The organism is Caulobacter sp. GW821-FHT09H08 (assembly GCF_059415885.1).
Genome location: NZ_JBWKOC010000003.1, coordinates 947,377 through 972,056, shown reverse-complemented (window position 1 = coordinate 972,056; position 24,680 = coordinate 947,377). Strand labels below are relative to the sequence as shown.

The 24,680-nt window shown below is 68.0% G+C and carries 30 protein-coding genes and 1 pseudogene; 12 read left to right on the top strand and 19 right to left on the bottom strand.

Translation table 11 applies throughout. The annotated features are described in order from the left end of the window. Window positions 1-78: 78 nt before the first annotated feature. Entirely contained in the window at window positions 79-339 is a 261-nt protein-coding gene (locus AC07NN_RS14225; RefSeq protein WP_494641792.1) for a low temperature requirement protein A, read from the bottom strand. 89 nt (window positions 340-428) lie between these two features. Between AC07NN_RS14225 and pip the strand changes: the two genes are divergently transcribed. Then, the gene (gene pip / locus AC07NN_RS14220; RefSeq protein WP_494641790.1) at window positions 429-1,418 is read left to right on the top strand and encodes a prolyl aminopeptidase; all 990 of its coding nucleotides are present in this window, start codon (window positions 429-431) and stop codon (window positions 1,416-1,418) included. On the opposite strand, the gene AC07NN_RS14215 is transcribed toward pip, so the two are convergent. The 8 genes from AC07NN_RS14215 to AC07NN_RS14180 form a co-directional block, all read right to left on the bottom strand. Beyond that, window positions 1,415-1,966 (bottom strand): GNAT family N-acetyltransferase, encoded by a 552-nt coding sequence (locus tag AC07NN_RS14215; protein WP_494641788.1) that lies wholly within the window; start codon window positions 1,964-1,966, stop codon window positions 1,415-1,417. The two genes, pip and AC07NN_RS14215, sit on opposite strands and share 4 nt — an antisense overlap. Continuing rightward, window positions 1,966-3,123, bottom strand: coding sequence for a rod shape-determining protein RodA (rodA, locus tag AC07NN_RS14210; protein ID WP_494641786.1), 1,158 nt, complete (start codon window positions 3,121-3,123; stop codon window positions 1,966-1,968). The genes AC07NN_RS14215 and rodA overlap by 1 nt, the downstream gene beginning before the upstream one ends. Beyond that, the gene (gene mrdA / locus AC07NN_RS14205) at window positions 3,120-5,153 is read right to left on the bottom strand and encodes a penicillin-binding protein 2 (RefSeq protein WP_494641783.1); all 2,034 of its coding nucleotides are present in this window, start codon (window positions 5,151-5,153) and stop codon (window positions 3,120-3,122) included. The genes rodA and mrdA overlap by 4 nt, the downstream gene beginning before the upstream one ends. 4 nt (window positions 5,154-5,157) lie before the next feature. Further along, entirely contained in the window at window positions 5,158-5,673 is a 516-nt protein-coding gene (locus AC07NN_RS14200; RefSeq protein ID WP_494641780.1) for a hypothetical protein, read from the bottom strand. Further along, window positions 5,670-6,722, bottom strand: coding sequence for a rod shape-determining protein MreC (mreC, locus tag AC07NN_RS14195; protein ID WP_494641778.1), 1,053 nt, complete (start codon window positions 6,720-6,722; stop codon window positions 5,670-5,672). Before mreC ends, AC07NN_RS14200 begins: the two co-directional genes overlap by 4 nt. Window positions 6,723-6,771: 49 nt before the next feature. Beyond that, window positions 6,772-7,815 (bottom strand): rod shape-determining protein, encoded by a 1,044-nt coding sequence (locus AC07NN_RS14190; RefSeq protein ID WP_004623009.1) that lies wholly within the window; start codon window positions 7,813-7,815, stop codon window positions 6,772-6,774. A gap of 353 nt (window positions 7,816-8,168) precedes the next feature. Continuing rightward, window positions 8,169-9,047, bottom strand: a complete 879-nt coding sequence (locus tag AC07NN_RS14185; RefSeq protein WP_494641776.1) for a DMT family transporter — start codon at window positions 9,045-9,047, stop codon at window positions 8,169-8,171. Between the two features lie 4 nt (window positions 9,048-9,051). Beyond that, window positions 9,052-9,627: an O-methyltransferase gene (locus AC07NN_RS14180; protein WP_494641774.1), complete on the bottom strand. Its 576-nt coding sequence runs from the start codon at window positions 9,625-9,627 to the stop codon at window positions 9,052-9,054. Window positions 9,628-9,913: 286 nt separating this feature from the next. On the opposite strand from AC07NN_RS14180, the gene AC07NN_RS14175 reads away from it, so the two are divergent. Together AC07NN_RS14175 and AC07NN_RS14170 are read left to right on the top strand one after the other, a co-directional pair. After that, entirely contained in the window at window positions 9,914-10,237 is a 324-nt protein-coding gene (locus tag AC07NN_RS14175) for a hypothetical protein (protein ID WP_494641772.1), read from the top strand. A gap of 15 nt (window positions 10,238-10,252) precedes the next feature. After that, a pseudogene (locus tag AC07NN_RS14170) lies at window positions 10,253-10,335 on the top strand (hypothetical protein); the annotation flags it as partial. A gap of 7 nt (window positions 10,336-10,342) precedes the next feature. Here the strand turns inward: AC07NN_RS14170 and AC07NN_RS14165 are convergent. The 3 genes from AC07NN_RS14165 to AC07NN_RS14155 form a co-directional block, all read right to left on the bottom strand. After that, window positions 10,343-11,917 carry a 2-isopropylmalate synthase gene (locus tag AC07NN_RS14165; protein ID WP_494641771.1) on the bottom strand — a complete coding sequence of 525 codons (1,575 nt, stop codon included), beginning with the start codon at window positions 11,915-11,917 and terminating at the stop codon, window positions 10,343-10,345. Window positions 11,918-12,001: 84 nt separating this feature from the next. Then, a complete protein-coding gene (locus tag AC07NN_RS14160; protein WP_199170726.1) occupies window positions 12,002-12,058 on the bottom strand; it encodes a hypothetical protein in 57 nt (18 codons plus the stop codon). Window positions 12,059-12,153: 95 nt separating this feature from the next. Beyond that, window positions 12,154-14,109 carry an alkyl/aryl-sulfatase gene (locus AC07NN_RS14155; protein ID WP_494641768.1) on the bottom strand — a complete coding sequence of 652 codons (1,956 nt, stop codon included), beginning with the start codon at window positions 14,107-14,109 and terminating at the stop codon, window positions 12,154-12,156. Window positions 14,110-14,158: 49 nt separating this feature from the next. On the opposite strand from AC07NN_RS14155, the gene AC07NN_RS14150 reads away from it, so the two are divergent. Next, on the top strand, window positions 14,159-14,824 hold the full coding sequence (locus AC07NN_RS14150) for a TetR/AcrR family transcriptional regulator (protein ID WP_494641766.1): 666 nt from the start codon (window positions 14,159-14,161) through the stop codon (window positions 14,822-14,824). On the opposite strand, the gene AC07NN_RS14145 is transcribed toward AC07NN_RS14150, so the two are convergent. Beyond that, window positions 14,787-15,506 (bottom strand): TVP38/TMEM64 family protein, encoded by a 720-nt coding sequence (locus AC07NN_RS14145; RefSeq protein ID WP_494641762.1) that lies wholly within the window; start codon window positions 15,504-15,506, stop codon window positions 14,787-14,789. The two genes, AC07NN_RS14150 and AC07NN_RS14145, sit on opposite strands and share 38 nt — an antisense overlap. 229 nt (window positions 15,507-15,735) lie before the next feature. Between AC07NN_RS14145 and AC07NN_RS14140 the strand changes: the two genes are divergently transcribed. Continuing rightward, the gene (locus tag AC07NN_RS14140; RefSeq protein WP_494641760.1) at window positions 15,736-16,398 is read left to right on the top strand and encodes an AAA family ATPase; all 663 of its coding nucleotides are present in this window, start codon (window positions 15,736-15,738) and stop codon (window positions 16,396-16,398) included. 10 nt (window positions 16,399-16,408) lie between these two features. Next, window positions 16,409-16,948, top strand: a complete 540-nt coding sequence (locus tag AC07NN_RS14135) for an NADPH-dependent FMN reductase (protein ID WP_494641758.1) — start codon at window positions 16,409-16,411, stop codon at window positions 16,946-16,948. A gap of 4 nt (window positions 16,949-16,952) precedes the next feature. On the opposite strand, the gene AC07NN_RS14130 is transcribed toward AC07NN_RS14135, so the two are convergent. Then, on the bottom strand, window positions 16,953-17,546 hold the full coding sequence (locus AC07NN_RS14130; RefSeq protein WP_494641756.1) for a hypothetical protein: 594 nt from the start codon (window positions 17,544-17,546) through the stop codon (window positions 16,953-16,955). A 274-nt stretch (window positions 17,547-17,820) separates the two neighbouring features. On the opposite strand from AC07NN_RS14130, the gene AC07NN_RS14125 reads away from it, so the two are divergent. Continuing rightward, window positions 17,821-19,023 (top strand): pyridoxal phosphate-dependent aminotransferase, encoded by a 1,203-nt coding sequence (locus AC07NN_RS14125; RefSeq protein ID WP_494641754.1) that lies wholly within the window; start codon window positions 17,821-17,823, stop codon window positions 19,021-19,023. A 61-nt stretch (window positions 19,024-19,084) separates the two neighbouring features. Here the strand turns inward: AC07NN_RS14125 and AC07NN_RS14120 are convergent, their stop codons facing one another. Continuing rightward, window positions 19,085-19,291, bottom strand: coding sequence for a helix-turn-helix transcriptional regulator (locus AC07NN_RS14120; RefSeq protein WP_494641752.1), 207 nt, complete (start codon window positions 19,289-19,291; stop codon window positions 19,085-19,087). Further along, window positions 19,284-19,736: a hypothetical protein gene (locus tag AC07NN_RS14115; RefSeq protein WP_494641749.1), complete on the bottom strand. Its 453-nt coding sequence runs from the start codon at window positions 19,734-19,736 to the stop codon at window positions 19,284-19,286. The genes AC07NN_RS14120 and AC07NN_RS14115 overlap by 8 nt, the downstream gene beginning before the upstream one ends. Before the next feature lie 157 nt (window positions 19,737-19,893). On the opposite strand from AC07NN_RS14115, the gene AC07NN_RS14110 reads away from it, so the two are divergent. Together AC07NN_RS14110 and AC07NN_RS14105 are read left to right on the top strand one after the other, a co-directional pair. Further along, complete coding sequence (locus AC07NN_RS14110) at window positions 19,894-20,478, top strand: carboxymuconolactone decarboxylase family protein (RefSeq protein WP_494641748.1); 585 nt, start codon at window positions 19,894-19,896, stop codon at window positions 20,476-20,478. 1 nt (window position 20,479) lies between these two features. Beyond that, complete coding sequence (locus AC07NN_RS14105; protein WP_494641745.1) at window positions 20,480-21,283, top strand: SDR family NAD(P)-dependent oxidoreductase; 804 nt, start codon at window positions 20,480-20,482, stop codon at window positions 21,281-21,283. Here AC07NN_RS14105 and AC07NN_RS14100 read toward each other — a convergent pair. Continuing rightward, on the bottom strand, window positions 21,280-21,915 hold the full coding sequence (locus AC07NN_RS14100; protein WP_494641743.1) for a glutathione S-transferase family protein: 636 nt from the start codon (window positions 21,913-21,915) through the stop codon (window positions 21,280-21,282). The two genes, AC07NN_RS14105 and AC07NN_RS14100, sit on opposite strands and share 4 nt — an antisense overlap. 113 nt (window positions 21,916-22,028) lie before the next feature. Continuing rightward, on the bottom strand, window positions 22,029-22,265 hold the full coding sequence (locus AC07NN_RS14095) for a DUF2171 domain-containing protein (protein ID WP_494641741.1): 237 nt from the start codon (window positions 22,263-22,265) through the stop codon (window positions 22,029-22,031). A 149-nt stretch (window positions 22,266-22,414) separates the two neighbouring features. Here AC07NN_RS14095 and AC07NN_RS14090 point away from each other — a divergent pair, with 149 nt between their 5' ends. From AC07NN_RS14090 to AC07NN_RS14080, 3 genes are read left to right on the top strand one after another with little or no spacing between them, the layout of a single operon-like run. Then, complete coding sequence (locus AC07NN_RS14090) at window positions 22,415-23,332, top strand: DUF6807 family protein (RefSeq protein WP_494641739.1); 918 nt, start codon at window positions 22,415-22,417, stop codon at window positions 23,330-23,332. A 9-nt stretch (window positions 23,333-23,341) separates the two neighbouring features. Further along, window positions 23,342-23,518 carry a DUF4169 family protein gene (locus AC07NN_RS14085; RefSeq protein ID WP_494641737.1) on the top strand — a complete coding sequence of 59 codons (177 nt, stop codon included), beginning with the start codon at window positions 23,342-23,344 and terminating at the stop codon, window positions 23,516-23,518. Between the two features lie 11 nt (window positions 23,519-23,529). After that, entirely contained in the window at window positions 23,530-23,739 is a 210-nt protein-coding gene (locus AC07NN_RS14080) for a ribbon-helix-helix domain-containing protein (protein ID WP_494641735.1), read from the top strand. 3 nt (window positions 23,740-23,742) lie between these two features. On the opposite strand, the gene AC07NN_RS14075 is transcribed toward AC07NN_RS14080, so the two are convergent. Further along, the gene (locus tag AC07NN_RS14075) at window positions 23,743-24,624 is read right to left on the bottom strand and encodes a helix-turn-helix domain-containing protein (RefSeq protein ID WP_494641733.1); all 882 of its coding nucleotides are present in this window, start codon (window positions 24,622-24,624) and stop codon (window positions 23,743-23,745) included. Between the last annotated feature and the right edge of the window lie 56 nt (window positions 24,625-24,680).

The window sequence follows — 24,680 nt, the reverse complement described above, 5'->3', positions numbered from 1 at the left end:
GCTCAGGGTGAGGATTAGAACCAACGCCGGCAGTAGAAACCTCATCCTGAGCTTGTCGAAGGACGAGGTTTCCGGGCCTCAGTTCCGCGACGCGATCATCTGCTCAGCCCGCCGGCGCATGGCGGCGGCCAGTTGCAACATGGCCAGGGCCGAGGTCGGATCGCGTTCGGCCGCGCGCAACGAATAGACATTGGCCATGGCGAACAAAGCCTCGGCGCGGTCGACACCTTCGGCGCCGAACATCTCGCCGATCTGGCGGTCGAGCTCGGCCAGCTGAACCGGATTCAGCATCTCGAGCAGTTCGTCGTCCGAATAGTCTTCAGGGGCTAGCTGAGTCATGAGCGCAACATACAGAACCAAACGAAAGGCGCGAGCCCACGCGTATCCTCCGTTCACAGGCGGATGCAAACCACGCTAGGGTTGACGTCATGGATCGTAACGCTTCCGCCGCCGCCATGAGTTCCGTCGGTCGTCGAGGCCTCTTCCGCGAGGTCGAACCGTTCTCGTTCGGCTGGATGCAGACGGGCGGCCCGCACGAGATCTATTACGAGGAATGCGGCAATCCGCGGGGCAAGCCCTGCGTGATCCTGCATGGCGGCCCGGGCGGCGCGGTCAATCCGACCATGCGGCGGTTCTTCGATCCGGCCAAGTGGCGCATGACCCTGTTCGACCAGCGCGGCTGCGGCCGCTCGCGTCCGAACGCCAGCCTGGACGACAACACCACCTGGAGCCTGATCGAGGACATCGAGCGCCTGCGCGAGCACCTAGGTGTCGAGAAGTGGACCGTGTTCGGCGGCTCGTGGGGCTCGACCCTGGCCCTGGCCTACGCCATCAAGCACCCCGATCGGGTCGACGGCCTCGTCCTGCGCGGCATTTTCCTGCTGACCCAGCGCGAACTGCACTGGTTCTACCAGGAAGGCGCCTCGATGCTGTTCCCCGACGCCTGGGAGCGGTTCCTGGCCCCGATCCCCGAGGACGAGCGCGGCGACCTGATGGCCGCCTATCACCGCCGCTTGGTGGCTCCCGACCGCAAGGTGCAACTGGAGGCCGCCGCCGCCTGGAGCCAGTGGGAAGGCGACACCATCTCGCTGCGCGGGCCCGAGGCCCGTCCCCCGAAGTTCAATGAAGAAGACTTCGCCATCGCCTTCGCGCGGATCGAGTGCCACTTCTTCACCAACGCCGGCTTCTTCGACCAGGACGGCTGGATCCTGAAGAACATCGACAAGATCCGTCACATCCCGGGTTGGATCGTCCAGGGCCGGTTCGATGTGGTGACTCCGCTGGACAGCGCCTGGAAGCTGCACAAGGCTTGGCCCGAAGCGCGCTTCGACATCATCTGGGACGCCGGCCACGCCTCGACGGAGCCTGGCGTCATCGACGGGCTGGTGCGCGCGACCGAAGCGGCGCTGGTCAGCTAGGTCGCCGTTACGGGTCTGGCAATCTCGTAGAAGCAGCCCGGCTCCCAGGCGTCGCGCGCCGAGGCGAAGGCGGGTCGCTCGTCCACCATCGTCATGCCCAGCTTGGTCAGGATCGCCCGCGAGCCGGCGTTGTCGGGATGCGCCTGGGCCTCGACCTTGTCCGTCGGCAGGATATCCCAGATCGCCGCGAGGCCCGCTCTGCCGGCCTCCAGCATATAGCCCTGGCCATGAGCGTGCTCGGCCAGATGATAGCCGATCTCGACCCTGCCGTCGGGCGAGCCGCCGCCGAAGCCGCCGATCAGCACGCCGTCCGACAGGCGCTCGATGGCGTAGCCCACGTGCCAGCCTTCGCGCACGCCGGCCCGCGCCTCGGCGATACGCTGGGTGGCGATCTCGACTGTGGTCGGGTCGGGCCATGAGGTCAGCCAGCGGATGACCGGTGGCGTCAGGTTGGCCGACAGCGCGGCCGCGTCCGTCTCGCGAAAGCAGCGCAACCGAAGGCGCGGCGTGACGAGGACCGGCAGCAGCTCGGCCTCGTCGTCCGCCATCAGACCAGCGAGCCCTTGCCGCTGGTGACTTCGGTATAGCGGTGCACGCGCACGGACTGGACCAGGCCGAAGCCGACCATGACCGTCAGCATGACGGTGCCGCCGTACGACAGCATCGGCATCGGCACGCCCACCACCGGCGCCAGGCCCATGACCATCGCGCCGTTGATCAGGACATACAGCGAGAACGTCGCCGTCACGCCGGCCGCCGACAGGCGTCCGAAGTGGCTGTGGCTGATCGAGGCGATGCGCAGCGCCATAAAGATCACCGCGCCGTACAGGAACAGCACGCCGAAGCAGCCGACGAAACCGAACTCCTCGGCCAGGGTGGCGAAGATGAAGTCGGTTTGCTTCTCGGGCAGGAAGTTCAGCTGGCTCTGCGAACCCAGGCCGAAACCCTTGCCCAGCAAGCCGCCCGAGCCCAGGGCGATCTTGGACTGCAGGATGTGATAGCCGTCGCCGGACGGGTCCTGTTCGGGGTTCAGGAAGGTCAGGATCCGGTTGCGCTGATAGTCGTGCAGGCCGAACAGGATGAAGGGGGGCACCGCCACCGCGGCCAAGGCCCCAATGGCCGCCATGATGCGCCAGGACAAACCGGCCAGCACCATGATCGCCCCTCCGGTCGCGCCCAGCAGGATGGCGGTGCCGAGGTCGGGCTGCTTGGCCACCAGCAGGAAGGGCACGCCGATCATCGCCGCCGGGATCAGCAGCCACCACGACATCCGCGCCCGGTCGGCCGAGAGTCCGTGATAGAAACGGGCCAGGGCCAGGACGAGGCCGATCTTCATCACCTCCGACGGCTGGAAGCGAAGCGGCCCCACCTGCAGCCAGCGCTGGGCGCCCAGGGCGATGTCGCCGACGACGTCCACCGCGATCAGCAGCAGCACCCCGACCACATAGATCGGGTAGGCCATGTTGAACCACCATCGCAGGTCGCACATGGCCAGGGCGATCATGATGACGAAATAGGCCCCGAAGCGCAGCAGATGCCGGTCGGCCCAGGGCTCCCACGAGGCCCCGGCGATCGAGAACAGCATCAGCCCGCCGGTGCCGGCGATCAGGGCAAGCACCAGGCAGAAGGTCCAGTCGACCTCCATGAACTTGATAATCGGGCGATCGCGTTCGCCCGGCCGGGTCAGGCCGCCGCTCAGGGTCATATGTGGCCTCCCTGCGGAGTGGTGGGCGGAGCCGTGGGCGCGGCGCCGGGCGCGGGCGCCGGCGTCTCGACCGGATCCTCCGGCGCGGCGCCTTCCATGACGTCCTCGGGCGCGACCTCCGGCAGAGGCGCGGGCTTTTCGATGCGGGCCCGGATCTCCGGGTCCTTCAGCAGGGCCACGCGCATCACCTCGCGGGCGCGCGGGGCGCCGGCGGTGGCGCCGCCCAGACCGCCGTGCTCGATAATGACCGCCACGGCGTAGCGCGGGTCGTCATAGGGCGCGAAGGCCACGAACAGGTTGTGGTCCTTCAGGCGCCAGGTCGTGGCGTAGCCCTTGCGGTTGGTGACGCCGTCATAGCTGCGCACCTGGGCCGTACCGGTCTTGCCAGCCATCTGCACGTCGCCCAGCCCCAGCTGGCTCTGGCGATAGGCGGTGCCGCGCACGTCGTTGGCCACGGCCGCCATGCCGCCGCGGACATATTCCAGGTGCTCCTGCGAGAACGGCAGGTCGGGCACGGCCGCGCCGCTGGGCTGCTCGACCCCGCCGACCGACTTGATCAGGCGCGGGTTCAGCGCCTTCTTGCCGTTGGCCAGGCGCGAGGTCATCACCGCCAGCTGCAGGGCGTTGACCGTCAGGGCCCCCTGCCCGATCCCGTAGCTGGGGGTCTCGCCCGGAAACCAAATCTGGTTGGCCGGATTCTTCTTGAAGGCCCGCTTCTTCCAGGCGCGGTCGGGGACGTTGCCCTTCTTCTGGCCGGGAATGCCGATGTCGAACAGCTGGCCGAAGCCCATGGCCCGCGCCGCGGTGGCGATGGCGTCGGGGCCGATCTTCAGCGAGGTCTGGTAGAAATAGACGTCGCAGGAGTTCTTGATCGCGTCGTGCAGGTTCTGCGAGCCGTGGCCGCGCGGCTCCCAGCACCGCCAGGTGCGGCCGCCGTAGTACCAGCTGCCGCCGCAGTTGATGCGGACCTCGGGATCGACGCCGGCGGTCAGCGCCGCCAGGCCCACGGTCGGTTTGAAGGTCGAGCCCGGTGGGAAGTTGCCGGTCAGCGACTTGTCCAGCAGCGGCTTGCGCTCGTACTCGGCCAGCGCCTTGTACTCGGCGCCCGACAGGCCTTTGACGAAGCGATTGGCGTCGAAACTGGGGGCCGAGACCATGGCCAGCAGGTCGCCATTGCGGACGTCCATGACGACGATCGCGCCGCTTTCCTCGCCCATCACTTCCAGGGCGCGGTTCTGGATGTCGGCGTCGAGGGTCAGGCGAACCTCGGCCCCGGGGCCCGGCGGGATGTCTCCCTCCGGATCCAGGCGCACCACGCGGCCCTGGGCGTCGACCTCGGTCTTGGTCGCGCCGGCGCGGCCGCGCAGTTCCTTGTCGAAGGCCTTTTCGACGCCTTGCTTGCCAATCCGGAAGCCCGGATGGTGCAGCAGTTCCTGGTCCTGGGTCGCGTCGCCCTCGGCGGCCTTCAGGTCGCGGTCCGAGACCTTGGCGACATAGCCGATCACGTGGGCGAAGGCCCCTCCGAACGGATAGACCCGCACCTCGCCCATGTCGGCGGTGACGCTGGGCAGCTCGGGCGCACGGATGTTGACGCGCGAGAACTCCTCCCAGGAGAGGTCCTCCATCACCACCACCGGGGCCTTCTTGGGCGCGCGGTCCAGTTCCTTGAGCACGCGGGAACGGCGGCTGCCGTCGATCGGGACCAGCTTGGCCAGATCGTCCATGACGGCCTCGGCGTCCAGGCCCTTGTCCTTGTTGATCATCAGCCGGAAGTTCGGCCGATTGGACGCCAGCGAGACGCCGTTGCGATCCAGGATCAGGCCGCGCGGCGGCGGCACCAGGCGGTAGTTGAACTGATTGCCGGCCGACAGCTTCTGGTACCGCTGGGCTTCGACCAGCTGCAGCTGGGCCAGGCGACCGCCCAGGGCCAGCAGGCCCAGGCCCGTGAAGCCGCCCAGCAGGAACGCCCGCCGGTGGAAGACCCCCTGGCGCTCGTTGACCTCGAAGAAGAAGATGGACGGTTCGCTCATCGCCTCACCGGAACCGCACGTCGGCGTCCTCGAAGCGATCGACCAGGCGATGGGCGAACGGGAACAGCAGCGCCGTGACCAGGGCCTGCCAGAATACGGCCAGCAGGCTGGGCATGGCCAGGCTGTCCAGCATCGTGAACAGGAAGCTGGCGGTCATGGCCACGGCGGTGACGCCGGCGAACCAGGCCCACATCATCGCGCGGCTCTGGCCGGTCATGGCGTTGCGCAGGATCAGCACCATGGCGTAGGCGACCAGCAGCGACAGGCCCCACAGGCCGGTCGGCCCGCCCCAGAAGCTGTCCAGGAACAGGCCCAGCAACAGGATGGCGAACGGCGCCAGGATCGAGGGCCGGATCATCGCCCAGGCAAACGCCGGGACCATGGCGAACACAGGCTCGGGCAGTTGCAGGCCCCAGATGCGGATCGGGGCGGCGAACACCACGGTCGCCAGGATGCTCAGCAGCATCGGCACGCCCAGCCAGCGGCCTGGATTGAGGGGCCGCGCGCCGCTGAGGCTCATCGCGGCGCTCCCGTCGGCGCGGCGGCGGGCTTGGCCGGCGGCTTGGCGGTGGGAGCGGCGGTCGTCGGCTTGGGCGCGGCGGGCGTCGCAGCCGTCGGCGCGACCGGGGTTGGAGCCGCGGCCGGCGTCGAGAGGATCGAGGTCTGCGGGTCCTCGGTCGTCACCGGCGGCAGGACCTTGGCCTCCAGCTCCTTCTCGTTGGCGAGCTGGGCGAAGTCCTTGAACAGCAGGATGCGGACGAAGTCGATCGACGACTGGTCGGCGAACAGCACCACGCGCCAGCGGCCATCCAGGCCTTTCACGGCCGCGCCCACCGGCAGGCCGCGCGGCACGACGCCGCCGTCGCCGGAGGTCACGACACGGTCGCCTTGCTGGATGGGATCGACGCCGCGCAGGTATTCCAGCTTCGGATTGGGACCGCCGTCGCCGGTCAGGATGGCGCGGGCGTTGGTGCGGTCGATCATCACCGGCGTGCGCGAGGCGATGTCGGTCAGCAGCAGCACCCGGCTGACGCCCTTGGAGACGCCGACCACGCGACCGATCAGGCCGCGCTCGTTCAGCACCGGATTGCCGACGACGATGCCCTTCTCCGAGCCGGAGTCGGCCAAGCGGGTGTTGGCGAAGGGACCGCGGCTGTCGCTGACCACCCGCGCGGCGGCCATCGGGATCGGCGGATCGGTGCGCAGGCCCATCAGCGACTTGAAGCGCTCGTTCTGGTCCTGCAGGTCCAGGGCGCGGTCACGCCACTGGCGCATCTCGGCCAGCTCGGTCTTCAGGCGACGGTTCTCGGAGGCCGTGAAGAAGTAGCTGCGGACATAGTCCAGCCCCAGGCCCGTCCAGCGGCCGGGCGCGGCGATGGCCCCGCTGACCGGCCTGGCCACGACGTCCACCGTCTGGCGGGTCACGCCGTACGCCTGTTCCTGGAGAGTCTCGCGACGGTCGGCCAGCAGGAAGGCGACGGCGATGACGGCCGCCACGATCAGGGCCACCGCCGCCGTCCAGGTAAGCGGCACTTTCAGGTCGCCAAGGGGACCTTCACGAAAGGGCACGAACTTAAGTCTCCTGACGCCCCCGAGGCGCCTCTAGAGGAACTGTGGCTTAGGCGAGCGTCGATTCCAGGACGCCCTTCATCCACTTCGGGTGCTCCAGCACCTTGCCGCAGCCCAGGGCCACGCACGATAGCGGATCGTCGGCCACCGTGACCGGCAGGCCGGTGTGGTCGCGGATCTCGGCGTCCAGGCCGCGCAGCAGCGCGCCGCCGCCCGTCAGCATGATGCCCTTGTCGGCGATGTCGCTGGCCAGTTCCGGCGGGGTGGCTTCCAGGGCCACCTTCACGGCCTCGACGATCTGCCCGACCGGTTCGGCCAGGGCGTCGGCGGCCTGCTTTTCCGAGATGCGGACTTCGCGCGGCACGCCCTGCATCAGGTCGCGGCCCTTGACGTCGATCGACAGACCCTCGCCGTCGGCCGGAGCCCGGGCGGTGCCGATTTCCTTCTTGATGCGCTCGGCGGTCGTTTCGCCGATCAGCAGGTTATGGTGGCGACGCATGTAGCTGATGATCGCCTCGTCCATCTTGTCGCCGCCGACGCGGACCGAGCGCGAATAGACGATGCCCGACAACGACAGCACGGCCACTTCGGTGGTGCCGCCGCCGATGTCGACGACCATCGAGCCGGTCGGCTCGTGGATGGGCAGGCCGGCGCCGATCGCGGCGGCCATCGGCTCGTCGATCAGGCCGACGCGGCGGGCCGAGGCGTTCAGGCAGCTGTCGTTGATGGCGCGGCGTTCCACGGCGGTGGCGCCCGACGGCACGCACACGATCACCTTCGGGTTCACGAAGCCCTTGCGGTTGTGAACCTTGCGGATGAAGTACTTGATCATCTCCTCGGCGACTTCGAAGTCGGCGATGACGCCGTCGCGCATCGGGCGGATGGCTTCCATGTGGCCCGGCGTGCGGCCCAGCATCTGCTTGGCCTCTATACCCACGGCGTGGACGATCTTGCGACCGCCGACATTGCGCAACGCCACCACCGACGGCTCGTTCAAAACGATCCCCTTGCCCTTCATGTAGATGAGGGTGTTGGCCGTTCCGAGGTCGATGGCGATGTCGTTCGAGATCACGCCGAAGAGGGAAGAGAACATTGAGGGCCCTGACTGAGGGGTATGAGGGGCGTTACAGGCGGTCGGATCGAAAAAGGTAGTCGAAGAAGCGGAGCCTGATCCGTCCCGGAGACGGGGTCGGCGGAGAGAAAAAAGCTCCTACTTCAATTCAATGCGAGGACAACATGATTCCCGCATTTAGGGGATTTCGACCCAGTCCGCGCGTCTCGTCGCCCGGCGGGAGCGCCGCCCCCTGGCCGCGCCGTCGTCCGAGCGGCCAAAAGCGCGCTGACGCCGCCCGTTTGCCCTGCGAAAGCGTTGAATTCAAGGTCTATTAGCGGGGTTTTCCAAGGCTTTTGCAGCCAAGCTGGCCAAGCACCCGAAGATGGCGAAATCTAGCCGAGCGCGGCCATGACCACGCCGACCGCCGTGATCAGTCCCGCGACCATCTGGAAGGCCGTCAGACGCTCCTTGAACAGACGGCGTCCGGCGATGGCGGCGATGGGCATCTCGACCACCCCGACCGCCCTCACCGGCCCCACCGGCGACAAGGCCATGGCCGTGAACCACAGGCCCGAGGCCGCCGCGCCACAGAAGCCCGCGCCCAGGGACTGCCGCCAGGCGGCGATCACGGCCTTCAGGGAGTCCGGGTTTCGCCAGGCCAGATAGCTGGTCAGGGCGAGCGTCTGGATCGCCTGGACGACCATCACCGTCACGAAGGCCGAGGCCGCCGGATGCGCCGGCTCAAAGGCCAGGCTGGCCTGTCGGAAGCAGTTGGCGCTGAGCGCGAACATCGCCCCCGAGCCCAGGCCGGCGACCACCGCGCCCTTGCGCATCTCGACCTCGCCGCGCGGCCAGGTCAGGGCGGCCAGGCCCGCCGTGGCGATCAGGCCACCGGCCCAGGTCATCAGGCCGATATGGTCGCCGAAGAACAGCGCGCCCCAGACCAGAGCGAACGGCAGGCCGCTCTGCTGCATCGCCGTGCCCAGGGCGAAGGTCGAGCGGTGCATGGCGGTCAGCAGCGCCGCCGTCGCGGCGATCTGCAATCCGGCTCCAGCGGCGCAGGCCAGCCAGAACAGCGGTGTCGGGTGGGCGATCGCTCCCGGCGTCAGTATCCAGGCCACGGCGGCGAAGACGGTGGCGAACGGCAGGCCGAACAGGAACCGCACCAGGGTCGCGCCCCAAGGCCCCGCTCCGCCCATGACCGAGCGCTGAGCGGCGTTGCGCGCCACCTGCAGCGCGGCGGCCCCGATGGTGATGGGAATCCAGATCATGGTTCTAGCGCCTCGCCGCGACGATCAGGCCCGACGCCCAGGCCAGCCGGGTCACGACCAGCTCCGGATGGCTTTCCAGCCTCGCGACCAGCGCGTCAACTCGCGCCTGATGCCCTTCCGGCCAGTTCGGCTGGGGCAGCATGTCGTCGATCACGTACAGCCCTCCCCGTTTGAGCAACGCCAAGGTCTCGTCCAGCCCCTCGTACTTGCCGGGCCAGGCGTCGGCGAATATCAGGTCGAACGATCCTGGCGACTGTTCGCGGACATAGTCCAGGCCGTCGGCGAGCAGGAAGCGCACGCGCGGGTCCTCCAGGTACTCGCGAGCGACGTCCTGGACGGTCGCATCGAGGTCGACGCTGACCAGGCCGGCGGCCGCGTCCATGCCGGCCAGCAGCCAGGCCGTCCCCAGCCCCGTGCCGGTGCCGAGCTCCAGCATCCGTCCGCCGGGCTTGGCGGCGGCCAGGAAGCGCAGCATGGCGCCGGTGTCGGCCTCGGAAGGCATGTCGAAGCCCAGCGCGGCGGTGCGCGCCTGGATCGCTGCCCAGGCGACGGGCGCGGCGGCGGTGTTGTCACCGAACATCTCGTCGTTCCTTACGCGGCCCTTATGCGAAGGGCCTGTTTCCGAATGGAGCCCTTGCGGGCGTTGGACGCAGAACACGGGGGTCGACCCGCCTCGCGGGCCATCAGAAGAAGGTTTCGACCATGTCGCCCCGCCCGACCAAATGGGTCCCTATCCGCCAGGCCGCCCAGTTCTTGCTCGGCGTGCCCACCGACGGGAGCAATCCCGCCCTCGACCGCATGCTGGAGCTCGCCCAGCCAGCCCGCTCTGCTTCGTGGCCGTGGCCGGCCCCGGAGCGGGCGAGGCCATGTGCCAGTTGTGGCGACGCGGCTATCAGCGTGTCGAAGCCGCGCGCCGGGCCACCTGCGGGGCGGCCGACGAGCGCAGCGACGTGCTGCTGGTGCTGGACTGTCCCACCCTGCCGGACGCGCGCGCGGTCGTCGCCGCGACCTACGCCATGCTGCGGCCCGGCGGGACGCTGGTCGTGGACGCAGGCGCGCTGCTGGACGAAGCGCCCCGCAGGGCGCTCGCCGACAGTTTGCGGGAATTGGGCCTGGAGGTTCAGCCCCAGGCGCACCTGGGGGCCGAACTCCTGGCGACGCGACCGTTCAGTAAGCGGCAGGCGGCTTGAACCCGTGCAGCCGCCCTCGCCCTTCGACAAGCTCAGGGTGAGGACGAATGCGGCTCGGTAGAAAACCTCACCCTGAGCTTGTCGAAGGGCGGGGTTTTCGGCTCCTCAGAAGCCGCTGGCGATCGCGGCTTCCGGCCGGCTCTTCTCTTTACGCGCGAAGAGGTTGTTGAGGGCGTTGACGTACGCCTTCGCCGAGGCCGTGAGCGTGTCGGTGTCGGCGGCCGCGCCGGTGGCGATGCGGCCGTCCTCTTCCAGACGCACCGAGACCTGGGCCTGGGCGTCCGTGCCTTCGGTCACCGCGTGCACCTGGAAGAGGCGCAGGGCGGCGCTGTGCGGCACGATCTTGTGGATGGCGTTGAACACCGCGTCCACGGGACCGTCACCGGTCGCCTCGGCCGTGCTGGAGACGCCATCGACGTCCAGGGTCAGCTCGGCCGACTGGCCTTCGGTGCCGGCCACCACGCGCAGGTGCGAGACGCGGATCTTCTCCGAGCCGCGCGCCAGGGCGTCGTCGACCAGGGCGATGATGTCGTCGTCGTAGACGTGCTTCTTGCGGTCAGCCAGGTCCTTGAAGCGGCCGAAGGCTTCCTTCAGCGCGTTCTCGCCCAGCTCGTAGCCCAGGTCCTTCAACTTGGCGCGGAAGGCGTGGCTGCCCGAGTGCTTGCCCATGACCAGGCTCGACGGGGCCTGGCCCACCGACTCCGGCGTCATGATCTCGTAGGTCTCGCGGTTCTTGAGCATGCCGTCCTGGTGGATGCCGCTCTCGTGCGCGAAGGCGTTCTTGCCGACGATGGCCTTGTTGTACTGCACCGGGAAGCCGGTGATGGCCGAGACGTAGCGGCTGGCGCGGGTGATGTGCGTCGTGTCGATGCCCGTCTGGTAGGGCAGACGGTCGCCGCGCACCTTCAGGGCCATGACGATCTCTTCCAGCGCGGCGTTGCCGGCGCGCTCGCCCAGGCCGTTCACGGCGCACTCGACCTGGCGCGCCCCGCCCTGCACGCCGGCCAGGCTGTTGGCCACGGCCAGACCCAGGTCGTTGTGGCAGTGGGTCGAGAAGATCACCTTGTCGGCGCCTTCCACGTTATTGACCATCCAGTTGAACAGGTCGGCGTATTCCGACGGATAGGTATAGCCGACCGTGTCAGGCAGGTTGATCGTCGTGGCGCCGGCCTTGATGGCGGTCTCGATGGCGCGGCGCAGGAACTGACGGTCGCTGCGGGTGGCGTCCTCGGCCGACCACTCGACGTCGTCGCGCAGGTTGCGGGCGTGGGTCACCGAGCGGGCGATCACGTCGATGACGGCGTCCGGCTCCATCTGCAGCTTGTGCTTCATGTGCAGGTCGGACGTGGCGATGACCACGTGGATGCGGCCGCGCTGCGTGGGCTTCAGGGCCTCGGCGCAGCGGTCGATATCGACCTGGTGGGCGCGGCACAGGCCGGCGATGGTCGAGTTCTTGACGATCTTGGCCACTTCGCGGACGGCCTCGAAGTCGCCGTTCGAGGCGATCGGGAAACCGGCCTCGATGATGTCGACCCCCATCTCCTCGAGGATCTTGGCCAGTTCCAGCTTCTCTTCCAGCGACATCGACGCGCCGGGCGATTGCTCGCCGTCGCGCATGGTGGTGTCGAAAATGACGACGTTGTCGCGCTTGTCGAAAGCGCCTGGGGATACGGTGGTCATGGAAGTACTCGTCGAATGGGGTGTCTGCGTGCGGGCTGCGGGTGAGCTATCCCCTGTGCGCCCGGCCACGACGATGCGCGGCCCCTAGAGCGCCCAGGGGCTGATAAGCCGAAGCGAAAGCAGTGCGCGCGCGACGTTCATAGCGGACTTTCTACACATCGCCCCAGAATCGAGCAAGCAATTTGCGCCAGCCGCACAATCGGCCGCAGCTGGCGCAAATTTATTCCATACGCTGATCAGTTCGGGCGCGTTACGATCGGGAAGTCGGTCGGGAAGGCGTCAAACCAACCCGCCAAACGGCCCATCGCCGCGCGATCTCCCTCAAGCTTGACTTCCCCGGTCAGGATTTTCGGGAGCAGCGAGGTTCCCCGGAACAGGGAGTCCAGGAACACCGGCCGCGCGACGGTCAGGGTGGCGTCGACCGCCTCTCCGCCCTGCGAGGGCTGGGCGACCAGCACGCCGTTGCGGACCTCGACCAGGAACCGCTCGTTCCGGTCCGGGAAGGCGAAGACCATCTTCAGCCGCGCGTCGCCAGCCTTCTGGGCGTTGAGGCGAATGGCCAGGACGTCGAAGATCATCTGGCTTTCCAGCGCCGAGATCATGTCCAGCGGGGCCATCGAGGTCGGCAGCTTGCGCACCCCGCCTCGCAGTTCATCCGCGCCGGTCAGATAGATGTTCCGCCACAGCGAGTTCTCGGTCTGGTAGCCCATCTGCTGATAGGCGGCGGCCAACAGCGCCTTGGCCTCCTTGTCGCCGTCGTCGGCCATGACCGTGTGGTTCAACAAGGTGGCGGCCCAGGCATAATCGCCCTTCCCCGCCGCCTCCTTGGCCATGGCCTTGACCTTGGCCGCCCCGCCCATGGCCTCGATGTAGCGCTTGCCCGCATCGGCCGGCGGCGCGGGGACCAGATGGGCCGGATTGGCGTCGTACCAGCCCATGTAGCGCTGATAGACGGCCCGGCTGTTGAAGCTCATCGAGCCGTAGTAGCCGCGGTTGAACCAGTCCTTGGCCAGCGCCGGCGGCAGCTGGATCCTGGCGGCGATCTCGTCCCCGGTCATGCCGAGGTTCATCATCCGCACCGTCTGGTCGTGCAGGTATTTGTAGGCGTCGCGATGATCGGCCAGGAAGTCCTTGACCACCGCCCCGCCGAAACGCGGCCAGCCGTGGCTGGTGATCATGATGTCGGAGCCGTCGCCGAACAGGCGCAGGGACTCGGTCAGGTCGTCGGCCCAGGCCTTGCTGTCACGCACCAGCGCGCCGCGCGGGGTGAGGATATTGTGCATCGAGACGTTGGCGTTCTCGGCCATGTCCAGGATGCGCAGCTCCGGGAAGTAGAGGTTCATCTCGGCCGGGGCCTCGGTCGAGGGCGTGTATTGGAAACGCACCTTCACGCCATCCAGGGTCAGCTCCTGGCCGGTGTGGTCGATGATCGCCGTCGGCGGGATCAGGGTGATCGAGCCCTTGGCGATGGTCTGGCCGATGCCCGAGGTGATCTGCCCCTCGGCGCCCGGCGGCAGCATGATGCCGAACTGGTACTGGGCCCGGCGGCTCATGGCGTTGCCGGCCAGGATGTTTTCGGCCGCGACCTCCTCCATGAAGCCCTTGGGCGCGACGATGGCGATCTTGCCCGCCTTGACGTCGGCCTCGTCGATCACGCCCCGCACCCCGCCGAAGTGGTCGGTGTGGCTGTGGGTGTAGACCACCGCCGTGACCGGCAGCTTGCCCAGCTTCTCGTTGACGAGATCCAGCGCCGCCTTGGCCGTCTCGCGCATGGTCAGCGGGTCGATGACGATCCAGCCGGTGTCGCCGCGCACGAAGGTGATGTTGGAGATGTCGAAGCCGCGCACCTGATAGACGCGGTCGCTGACCTTGAAGAGCCCGTGCTTGGACAGCAGCTGCGCCTGGCGCCACAGGCTGGGATTCACCGTCGCCGGCGCCTCGCCCTTCAGGAAGTCGTAGGCCGCCAGGTTCCAGGCCGGCTGACCATCCTCGCGCTTGATCAGCGGATCGGCGCGGGTGCCCATGAAGCCTCTGTCGGCGAACTCGAAGTCCTGGCGGTCGCTCATCGGCAGGCCGGCTGCGAAGGCCTTCTGCTTTTCGACCGTGATCGGCGTCGCCGGATCGCCGGCCTGGGCCGCGCTTGCCATCATCACCACCGCCAGCGCGCTCGCCGCGAACATTCCTTTGCGCATCTCGCTCCCCGTTATTTGAAACTTTATAGTTTCATTCTACATAGCACCGATGAGCGGCGTCGCGAAAGTCCCTACCCCGAGAGGCCGTCCCGGCCAGCCCAAGCCCCGGGTCGACAAGGCCGCGCGCGGCCTGGCCGTGCTGGAAGCCGCCGTCGAGGTGTTCGCCGAGAAGGGCCTGCAGGCGGCCACCATGCAGGACGTCGCCGACCGCATGGGCGTGGCCAAGATCCTGATCTATCGGCTCTACCCCTCGCGCCAGAGCCTGATCGACGCGCTGTTCGACGACCTGCTGGCCCGCATCGAGGCCGAGGCCGGACGCCCCTGGGGCGGCTACGGCTCCAGCATCGCGCGGCTGGTGAGGATGTCCCGCCCCAACCCGAAGCTGGCCCTCTTGCTGCTGCGCGACGCCCGCAGCGCGCCGGAGGCCGCGGCTTGGCGCGCGGCGCTGGAAGACCTGCTGACCCGCCTGATCGAACCGTTCGTGGCGCCGCCGCCCGCGGCTGCGGAAAAGGCGGTAGCCGCCTGCCGCCACGCCGCCCGCACCTTCATGCCGTTCGTGATCGAGGCCTGGGCGGCCGGGGTCGAGGAAACCGACGGCATGGACGACGCCACGCGGACGCGCTGGTTCGGCGAGATCGTCAAGGCGTGGCGCGAGGCGACCTACGCTGCTGCCGGCCTCAGCCCTCCTGATCTTCCCCCGCCTCACGGCGCTTGAGCCAGGCGCGGCTGACCAGGCCCATGCCCAGCCAGATGACGATGGCCAGGGCGATCATGGCGATGTGCTGCTTGCCGCCGCCCTTCATGGCCTGGACGATCGAATTGCCGGCGAAGGCGGTCAGGGCGATCTTCGGGATGATGCCGATGGCGGTGCCGGCCGCGAAGTGGCGCAGGCGCATGGGCGTCACGCCGGCGGCCATGTTGACGACGATGAACGGCGCAGAGGGCACCAGGCGCACGATCAGGCTGGCCATGAAGCCGTTCTTGCCGATCATCCGCATGAACTTGTTGACGCCCTCGCCCGCGAAGTCGCGCAGGATCCGCGCCCCATAGGCCCGGCCCAGCCAGAAGCCGACCAGCGACGAAGCCAGGGTGCCGATCCAGCTGTAAGCGAAGCCTGTCCAGGGCCCGAAGGCGACCACCGCCGCGGCGATCAGCACGAACTGCGGCACGCCCAGGAAGGCCATGATCGCGAAGGCCGCCACGGCCGCCGGCAGGGCCCACGGCCCGCTGGCCGCGCCCAGCCAGTGCTCGACCGCCGCCTCGCCGTTGACGCCCAGCAACTGCGCGCCGAACAGGAAGACCACGCCAACGCCGCCGAACAGGACGAACGAGACCGCCACCGTGCGCCAGGCGCGGGCGTCCATGTTGGTCACGAAATCGAGTATGCGGCGGATCACGGCCCCTCCTCGCGCAGGCGCCGCCCAGGGTCAAGCGAAGCCTCCGAAACGATCCGACGGACAGGCTCACCAGAACCGGGCGTTTTTCCGGCGGATGCCCCCGAACCGCGATCCGGGGACGTTAAGACTCGCCCAATACGACAATTCTGTTGCGCGGGCTTCACATCACGGCGTTACTTATCCACAGGCTGCAAGATCCGAAAACCTTGGCCTGACAAGGAGTCGTGACGTGAAAACCCTGGCTGTCATCTCCCGCAAGGGCGGCGCCGGCAAGACGACGCTTTCGGTCAATCTGGCGATCACCGCGCATCTCTCCGGCCTCAAGACCATGCTGGCGGACATCGATCCGCAACGCTCCGCCTCCGACGCCCTGCGCGCCCGCAACGGCGATGGCCCCGTTCTGGCCGAGATCAACGCCGGCAAGCTGTTCTCCACCCAGATGCTGGGCCAGAACGCACACTTCGACGCCCTGGTCATCGACACTCCCGCCTCGCCGGAAGCCGAGGTGCTGCAGGCGATCCACTGCGCCGACCTTTGCGTGCTGGTCTGCCGTCCGACCTTCCTGGACATCGCCTCGGTGGTGCGTTCGGCCGAGGCCGTGCGTCGCCTGGGCAAGAAAGGCGTGATCGTGCTCAGCCAGGCCCCGTCGCGCCGCAACGGCATCGAGCCGCCGGCCGTGCTGAAGGCCGCCGAGGCCCTGCGCTTCACCGGCATGCCCCTGGCGCCGATCGGCCTGCGCGCCCGCAACGCCTATCAGCAGTCGATCGCCCATGGTCGTTCGGTGTGCGAATGGGAGCCGGGTTCGGCCTCCGCCGAGGAATTCACGCGCCTCTGGGACCTGATCGCCCCGATGCTGCTGGGCGAAGAGGACATCCGCGCCCGCGCCGGCTAAACCTCGGCCTATGAAGATTCTCGCCGTTTCCGGCAGCCTGCGGGCGGCCTCGTACAACACCGCCCTGCTCCACGCCGCGCGCGAACTGGCGCCCGAGGAGATGCAGATCCAGGTTTTCGGCCTGGGCGACCTGCCGTTCTTCAACCAGGACGTCGAGGAGCAAGGCGACCCCGCTGCGGTCGTCGCCTGGAAGGACGCGGTGCGTCAGGCCGACGGCATTCTGATCGCTTGCCCGGAGTATAATGGCGGCCTGACGGCGGTGCTGAAGAACGCCATCGACTGGGCCTCGCGCGGCAAGCCCGCCCCGCTGGACGGCAAGATCGCCTGCGCCCTGGGGGCCAGCCCCGGGATCACCGGCACGGTCCGCGCCCAGGACGCCCTGCGCCTGAACCTCAAGCGCACCGGCGCCGACCTGGCCCCGCTCTCCGACATCCTGGTGGGCCAGGCCCATACCAAGTTCGAAAACGGGACCCTGATCGACGAGCGCACCCGCCAGGCAATCGCGCGTCACCTGGCGAGCTTCGCGGCGGTTATCCGCGCGCGTTCCTGACCCTTTACTGGGTCAGCTTGCTCAGGTCGTAGTCCGGACCAAAGTCCAGCACGAACACCGGACCCAGCACCAGGTTCTGCTTCACCGCGCCGATGTGCAGCGACACGTTGGCCGCCCCCGCCGGGATGTCGATCGTGGCGCGGCCGGGCACGGTGTACATCTTCCACTCGCCGCCGATCTTGACGTTGGAGCCCTGCATGGCCGCTTCGTAGGGCGCGGCGGCCTGCTGCACGCGGACGGCCGAGACCGTGCCTTCGGCCGCGCCGCCATCGACGCCCTCGGCCTTGGCCCAGAAGGCCACCAGCATCACGTCGCCCTTGCTGACCTTGCCGGTCAGGCCCTGCTGGGCGCCGACGCCCCAAGGCTTGTCGCTGGCCGCCAGGACCTCGACCTTCATGCCGCCGCCGCCGGCCACGGCCTTGTCCTTGACCGGGCTGGTCTTCTGGCCTGCGCCATAGACCTGCCAGTTGGCCGACGGCTTGTTGATCGCCTTCTGCAGGATGTCGCCGTCACCCGACTGGCGAGCGAAGCCTGGCGAGGCCGCGCCCAGCGCCAATGCCAAGACAGCCACGGCGATGTACAGAATCTTCGTGTTCATGGTGGTTTCCCTCCCCCAAGGGCCAACTTCGCGGCCCACGTTTCCCCCGAGGCCGACCGCCGTTGCGCGCGATCGATCCTACAAATGGTAGCGGTATCTCGCAGACTTGCCGGACGCAAGACGGTCACGCGGGGGAAGCGTCGCCAAAATGTCGCGGACCATCCAGGAAACCGCCCTTGCTGCGTTGCACCGCGGCGAACGGGGGCGTAAACACCGCCGCAATCCTGAAACGGCCCGCTTGAAGGGCCAAGCAAGCACAGGGGAGTCCTGCAAGATGTCGCTCGAGTCCGCCGCACTGCGGCGCATCGCACCGTCGGCCACCATCGCCATCAGCGCCAAGGCGCGCGCGCTGAAAGCCGCCGGCCGTGACATCATCGCCCTGTCGGCGGGCGAGCCGGACTTCGACACGCCGGACAATATCAAGAATGCCGCCATCGACGCGATCAAGGCCGGCCACACCAAATATACCGATCCCGACGGCATGCCGGCGCTGAAGCAGGCGATCTGCGACAAGTTCAAGCGCGAGAACGGCCTGGACTACAAGCCGGCCCAGATCCACGTCGCGCCGGGCGGCAAGCCCGTGATCTTCAACGCCCTGGTCGCCACCCTGAACCCGGGCGACGAGGTCATCATCCCCGCGCCGTACTGGGTGTCGTATCCCGACATGACCCTGCTGGCCGGCGGTACGCCCGTGTCGGTCGAGACCACCGCCGAGAGCGGTTTCAAGATCACGCCGGAAGCCCTGGAAGCGGCGATCACGCCCAAGTCCAAGTGGCTGATCATCAACAGCCCGTCCAACCCCTCGGGCGGCGCCTATACTCGTGCCGAGCTGCAGGCCATCGCCGACGTGCTGCTGCGCCACCCGCAGGTCTGGGTGCTGACCGACGACATGTACGAGCACCTGGTGTTCGACGACTTCGAGTTCACCACCATCGCCCAGGTCGAGCCCAAGCTCTATGACCGCACCCTGACGATGAACGGCGTCTCGAAGGGCTATTCGATGACCGGCTGGCGCATCGGTTACGCCGGTGGTCCGGAACCGCTGATCAAGGCCATGGGCAAGATGATCAGCCAGACGACCTCCAACCCCTGCTCGATCTCGCAGTGGGCGGCGCTGGAGGCCCTGAACGGCACCCAGGACTTCATCAAGCCGAACGCCAAGCTGTTCCAGGAGCGCCGCGACCTCGTGGTGTCGATGCTGAACCAGGCCACCGGCCTGCACTGCCCGACTCCGGAAGGCGCCTTCTACGTCTACCCCTCGTGCGCCGGCCTGATCGGCAAGACCGCGCCCTCGGGCAAGGTCATCGAGAGCGACGAGGACTTCGCCGGCGAACTGCTGGAAGCCGAGGGCGTGGCCGTCGTGCACGGCGCGGCGTTCGGCCTCTCGCCATTCTTCCGCATCAGCTACGCCACCAGCAGCGACGTGCTGGAAGACGCCTGCTCGCGCATCCAGCGCTTCTGCGCCAGCGTGAAGTAGGCGCTGCCACAGCGTTGAAACGACAAAGGGGATCGGCTCGCGCCGGTCCCCTTTTCTTTGTCTAGTCCGGCAGCTGGAACAGGTCCTCGACGCTGGCCTCAAGCACCTTGGCCAAGGTCAGGGCCAGGATCGTCGACGGCACGAAGACCCCGTTCTCGACGGTGTTGATCGTCTTGCGCGAGACGCCCGCCTTCTCGGCCAGGTCCGCCTGGGTCAGCCCCTTGCCTGTCCGGACCTCGCGCAGGCGGTTGTTCAGCCGTTCATGCATCCCGGTAAGCGCGCCGCTCCAGATACGAAAACACCAGCAAGGGCACGGCCGCGCCGAAGGTGATCAGCATGTGCAGCGCCTCGCGGGTCGTCACCTCCTCGAACTGGCCGACGATGTAAAGCACGAAGCCCGTGGCGATCATCGCCCAGAAGCCCCAAGCGGTGGCGATGCGGCGGTGGGCGCGGGTCGTCTCGTCGTTCAGCAGGTTCCGCATCGCCTGGCCCCGAAGCAGGAAGCCGCCGGTGGCCAGCAGGAACAGCAGCAGCGCGGCGTTCAGCGCCCAGGCCCCGATCTTGAAATGGGCGATGCGCGTGCTCTCATGCAGCGCGCCGTTCGACAGGTAGATCGTCTGCAACGCCAGGAACATCACGGCCAGCACCGCGAAGATCCTCGCCCGTCGCTTGGAGAGGCGCTCGGCCTTCTCGACCAGATTCACTTCGCTCATCGCTTCGTCGCCCCATCGATCATGTAACGCTGAGGTTACATGTAACCTTGGAGTTACACAGCGACAAGAGGCCGACCACAAACACCTCAAACATTCGTTTGACGCCTCGCCGCGCGTCGGCCGAAATGGCGCCAACGATACAAGAGGGAGACGCGCCGTGAGATTGCCCGAGCCCAGGATCCGCCCGCTGTCGATGGACGCCCTCACCCCGGATCAGGCCGAGGTCCTGGCGCCCCTGGGCGGCGGTGGGGTGATCCCGGCGGGACCGGTGCTGAACATTTTCCGGACCATGGCCCACGCGCCCAAGGCGCTGAAGGCGTTCCTGACCTGGGGCAACTACATCCTCTCCAAGAAGAGCGACCTCCCGCCCCGCGAGCGCGAGGTCGTCATCCTGCGCACCGGCTTCCTGTGCCGCAGCGGCTACGAGTGGACCCAGCACGCCGAGATCGGCCGTCGCTGCGGCCTGACCGACCACGAGATCGAGCGATTGAAGACCGGGGCCGGCGCGCCGGGCTGGAGCCCCGCCGACACCGCCCTGATCCAGGCGACCGACGAGCTGCACCACGACCACTTCGTCTCGACCGCCACCTGGACCGCCCTGCTCGCCCATTTCAGCGAGAAGCAGGCCATGGACGTGGTGTTCACGGCCGGCCAGTACACCCAGGTCTCGATGCTGCTGAACACCTTCGGCGTGCAGTTGGACGAGGGTCAGACGCTCGATCCCGACCTGAAGGCCTTCTGAGGTGGCGGGCCGCCTGGAAGGCAAGCGCGCCATTGTCGTCGGGGCCGGCCAGACCCCGGGCGAGACCATCGGCAACGGCCGCGCCATCGCCCTGCTGTTCGCTCGGGAAGGCGCCAGCATCCTCTGCGTCGACCGTCACCTGGATCGCGCCCAGGAGACCGTCGCCCTGATCGCCGCTGAGGGCGGAACGGCTCACGCGCTGGCCGCCGATATCCGCAAGGCCGACGCCGGTGACGCCATCGTCGCGGCCGCGCAGGCCCAACTGGGCGGCCTCGACATCCTGGTGAACAATGTTGGCATCGGCGGCGGTGGCGACGGTCCCGCCCATCGCCTGACCGAGGACGCCTTCGAGCGCATCCTCGACGTCAATCTGAAGGGCCTGTGGCGCGTAACCCGCGCCGCCCTCCTCGTCCTGCGCGAGCAGGGCGCGGGGTCGATCGTCAACATCTCGTCCCTGGCCGGGATCGCCGGCGGCATTCAGCTGGCCTACGAGGTCTCCAAGGCCGGGGTGAACCGCCTGACCGCCAGCGTCGCCCAGGCCAACGCCGGCAAGGGCGTACGCTGCAACGCCGTCGCGCCGGGCCTGATGGACACGCCCATGGCGGTGGCCGGCATCGCGGAGATGACCGGCCAGAGCATCGAGGCCGTCCGCGCCGGCCGCAGCGCCCGCGTTCCGCTGGGCGGCGCGATGGGTACGGCCTGGGACACGGCCTACGCCGCCCTCTACCTCGCAAGCGACGAAGCCCGCTTCGTCACGGGCGTCGTCCTGCCGGTGGACGGCGGGATGTCCTCTCGGATCGGTTAGCCGTCGATCCAGTCGGTGAGACCCTCGCGCGCGTGCACTTCACGCAGCGCCGGCCGTTGGCGGATGGTGTCCAGGTAGCGCTTCAGATTCGGGAACGCCGTCGCGGGCTTGGGCATGTTGCGGGTCCAGCGGCACAGGATCGTGGCCAGCAGGTCCACCGTCGTGAAACCGTCGCCCACTAGGTAGTCGCGATCCGCCAGCCGCGCGTCCATCCGCGCCAGCCCGGCTTCGATGCGCGCCCCGGCGGCGGCCTTCACCGCCTCCACGGCCTCGCCGCCGGCGGGCTCGTGTGGATAGAACCAGGCCCGGAAGTTGGGCTGGAAGGCGTTGGCCAGCCACAGGGTCCAGCTCAGATACTCGGCGCGCTCGACGGAGCCCAGCGGCGGTGCGAAGCCGCCTTCCGGGTGGCGCTCGGCCAGCAAGGTCGCGAGGCCCGCCATCTGGGTGATCGGCGCGCCATCGACGATCAACGTCGGCACCACGCCATCGGGATTGATCGCCAGATATTCGGGTGTCTTGTGCTCGGCCTTGTCGAAGTCGAGCAGATGGACCTCGAACGGGACGTCCAGCTCCAGGAGCATCCAGTGGATGGCCGTGCCGGCCGTGCTGGGCGAACCATAGAGCGTGTACATCGAAGACCCTCCGCGCTGATCGCGCGGATAGGCAGCTGCTTCTTGGGCCAGGTCAATCAAAAGGCCCCCACTTTGCGACGTGGAGGCCTCCTGATCCTACGAACGCTGAGCGCCTAGTGCTTCTCGCGCCACTGGGACTTGGCGTCGTCCTTGGTCAGGGCCAGGTGGACCTTGTCGTCGTCGATATATTCCACCCACGACAGCGGGATCATGTGGTGCTTGAAGCCGCCGCCCAGGTCCAGCTTGGCCAGCTCGATCTCGCCACCGGCGATGTGGTCGACGCGGCCGACGTGACCGCCGTCCGAACCGACGACTTCCTGGTGTTCCTTGATCTGGGTGAGGTCGATCATCTGTCGTCTCCAAGGCTTGCCAGGGCCCATCTCGGCCCTTCGGACATCAAACGGCCACGCCACCGGCCAAGTTTCAGGATCCAAGTTTCAGCTTGCCATGCACGCCTGGATTGTTCTTGATACGTTCCCGAACTCCTAGAGGACGCCGCATGAGCCTCCGCGCTCTTCTCGCCACCGCCCTGTTGCTGTCGGCCGCGCCCGCGCTGGCGGATCCCGCGATCGACAAGCGCGTGGACGCGGTCTTCGCCGACGATGCGGTGACCCTGACCGAGGCCGGCAAGACGGTGCTTGTCTATCGGACCAAGCCGCTGGATCCGACCGCCGAGCCCGGGCGCTCGAACTATGTCAGCCCGCTCTACGCGCCCGACGGCACGGCCCTGACCGAGGACAAGCCCGGCGACCACCCGCACCAGCGGGGCGCCTGGTGGGCCTGGATGAAGGTCCAGACGGACGGCAAGACGGTCGCCGACGGCTGGTACATGAAGGGGCTCAGCTACTTCGTCCGCTCGAAGACGTTCCTGGGCGACGCCGAGGGCGGCGGAACCCTGACGGTCGAGGTCGACTGGATGGTCAATTCCGGGCCGGAGCTGGCCTATGTCGCCCGCGAGACCACCAAGGTCACGGTGCGGCCGCTGAAGGCCGGCGCCCGGCGGGTGGAGTTCGATACCACCATCGCCTCGCGCGTCGACGCCCTGGGGCTGGGCGGCAGCGAGGACGAGCGCGGCTTCGGCGGCTTCTCGATCCGCCTGGTCGCCCCCGAGCGCCTCACCTTCGCGTCGGGCGGCAAGACCATCACGCCGAACGGCGCGGCCATCGACGCCGGGACCTCGATGGGCTTCGCCTGGAGCGGCGGCGCGGACGTCCCGGCTTGGTCCGTGGGCCTGGCCTGCAAGGCCAATGGCCAGGCGGTGAAGCGCTGGATGCTGTACAATGACCGCTCGATGCAGAACTGCGTGTTCCCGGGTCGCGCGCCACTGATCCTCAAGAAGGATCAGACCTTGCGCCTGCAGGAAACCGTGGTCATTCGTCCTGTCCCGAAGAAGAAACCCCCTGTTCCAGGAAACTGAAGTCCCGCCATGGCCGACATCGTCAATCTGAACCAGGCCCGCAAGGCCAAGGCCAAGGCCGACGACAAGGCCCGCGCGGTAGAGAACCGCGCCAAGTTCGGCCGCACCAAGGGCGAGAAAACCCTGGACGCCGCTCGCATCGACAAGCTCAAGCGCGACCTCGACGGCGCCAAGCGCGAGGATTGAACCTGGCTGGATTGCTGAAAAAGCGTTCGGTGAACCTGGCGGGGCACGCGACGTCCCTGGCCCTGGAGCCGGAGTTCTGGGCGGTGCTGGACCGCGCGGCGGCCAGCGACGGCCTCAGCTTTGCCGGCCTGATCCAGAAGATCGATCTGGAGCGCGGGGAACGCCCCCTCGCCTCGGCCTGCCGGGTGTTCGCCCTGGCGCGCGCGGGCCAGCCGGGCTGAACCTCAGACTCCGCCGTCGAGGCTGGAGCCCCGGGCCATGGACTGACCGAAGTACATCCTGAGCAAACCGCCCAGGCCCATGCCGGCGGGATCGGCCTGACGCACCAGATGCGCGCGGATGGCTTCCGGAACCGAGCCTTCCGGCGCCAAGGGCGTTCCCTGGTTGGCGATGCAGGTCTCGTAGATCCTCAAATCCTCGTCGGGATCACCGGTCGGATCGGCCACACGGTGAAGCACGCAGCTCGAGGCCACGGGCGAGCCGCCGGCGTCGCGCAGACAGGCCAGGGTGATGCCGTCCAGCACCTCGGCCTTCTGCCGCGCCACGCCGTTGAAGATGCTGAACAGCAAGGTCCCGTGCGCGCGGTCAGCCGCCACGCTGAACAGCTGATGCTGCAGCAGCAGGGCGCCACCCTCGTAGCTGACGCCCTCCACGCCGGTGCGGAACGACAGCAGGCCGTTTTCCGCGCGTTGGATCAGGCAGTGGTCATGCAGGAAACGGCCAGGCAGATCGCTGGACGGGCGGGTCGATCGCCATACGCCCTCATAGGCAGCGCCCCGCGCCGCCGCGCCTTGCAGGGCTTCCTTGAGGATGGCCGGTGGAATCCAGTCGGCGAGAATGTCCGACGACGGTGACGGCGACGTCTCAACGCCAAGCGCGGTGGCCAGGGCGGCGAGGTCGCGATCCCAGTCCAGGAGCGTGAAGCCTGGCCGCCGCTGCGCGATCAGCTCTGTCAGACGCGCCAGGTTGTGCGCCGAAGGGATAACCTTCCCGGAAATCCAGCGCCCGACCAGCGACTTGTCGACCACCAACTCAGCCGCCATCCGCCCCCGGCTCATCGAGAGGGCCTTCAGGGCCAGTTCCAGCTTCGGCGCCAAGCTGTGCATTGGGAAACAGTGATCCACACGCGGCTCGTGTGCAACCAGCGTGCAACCCGGATGCA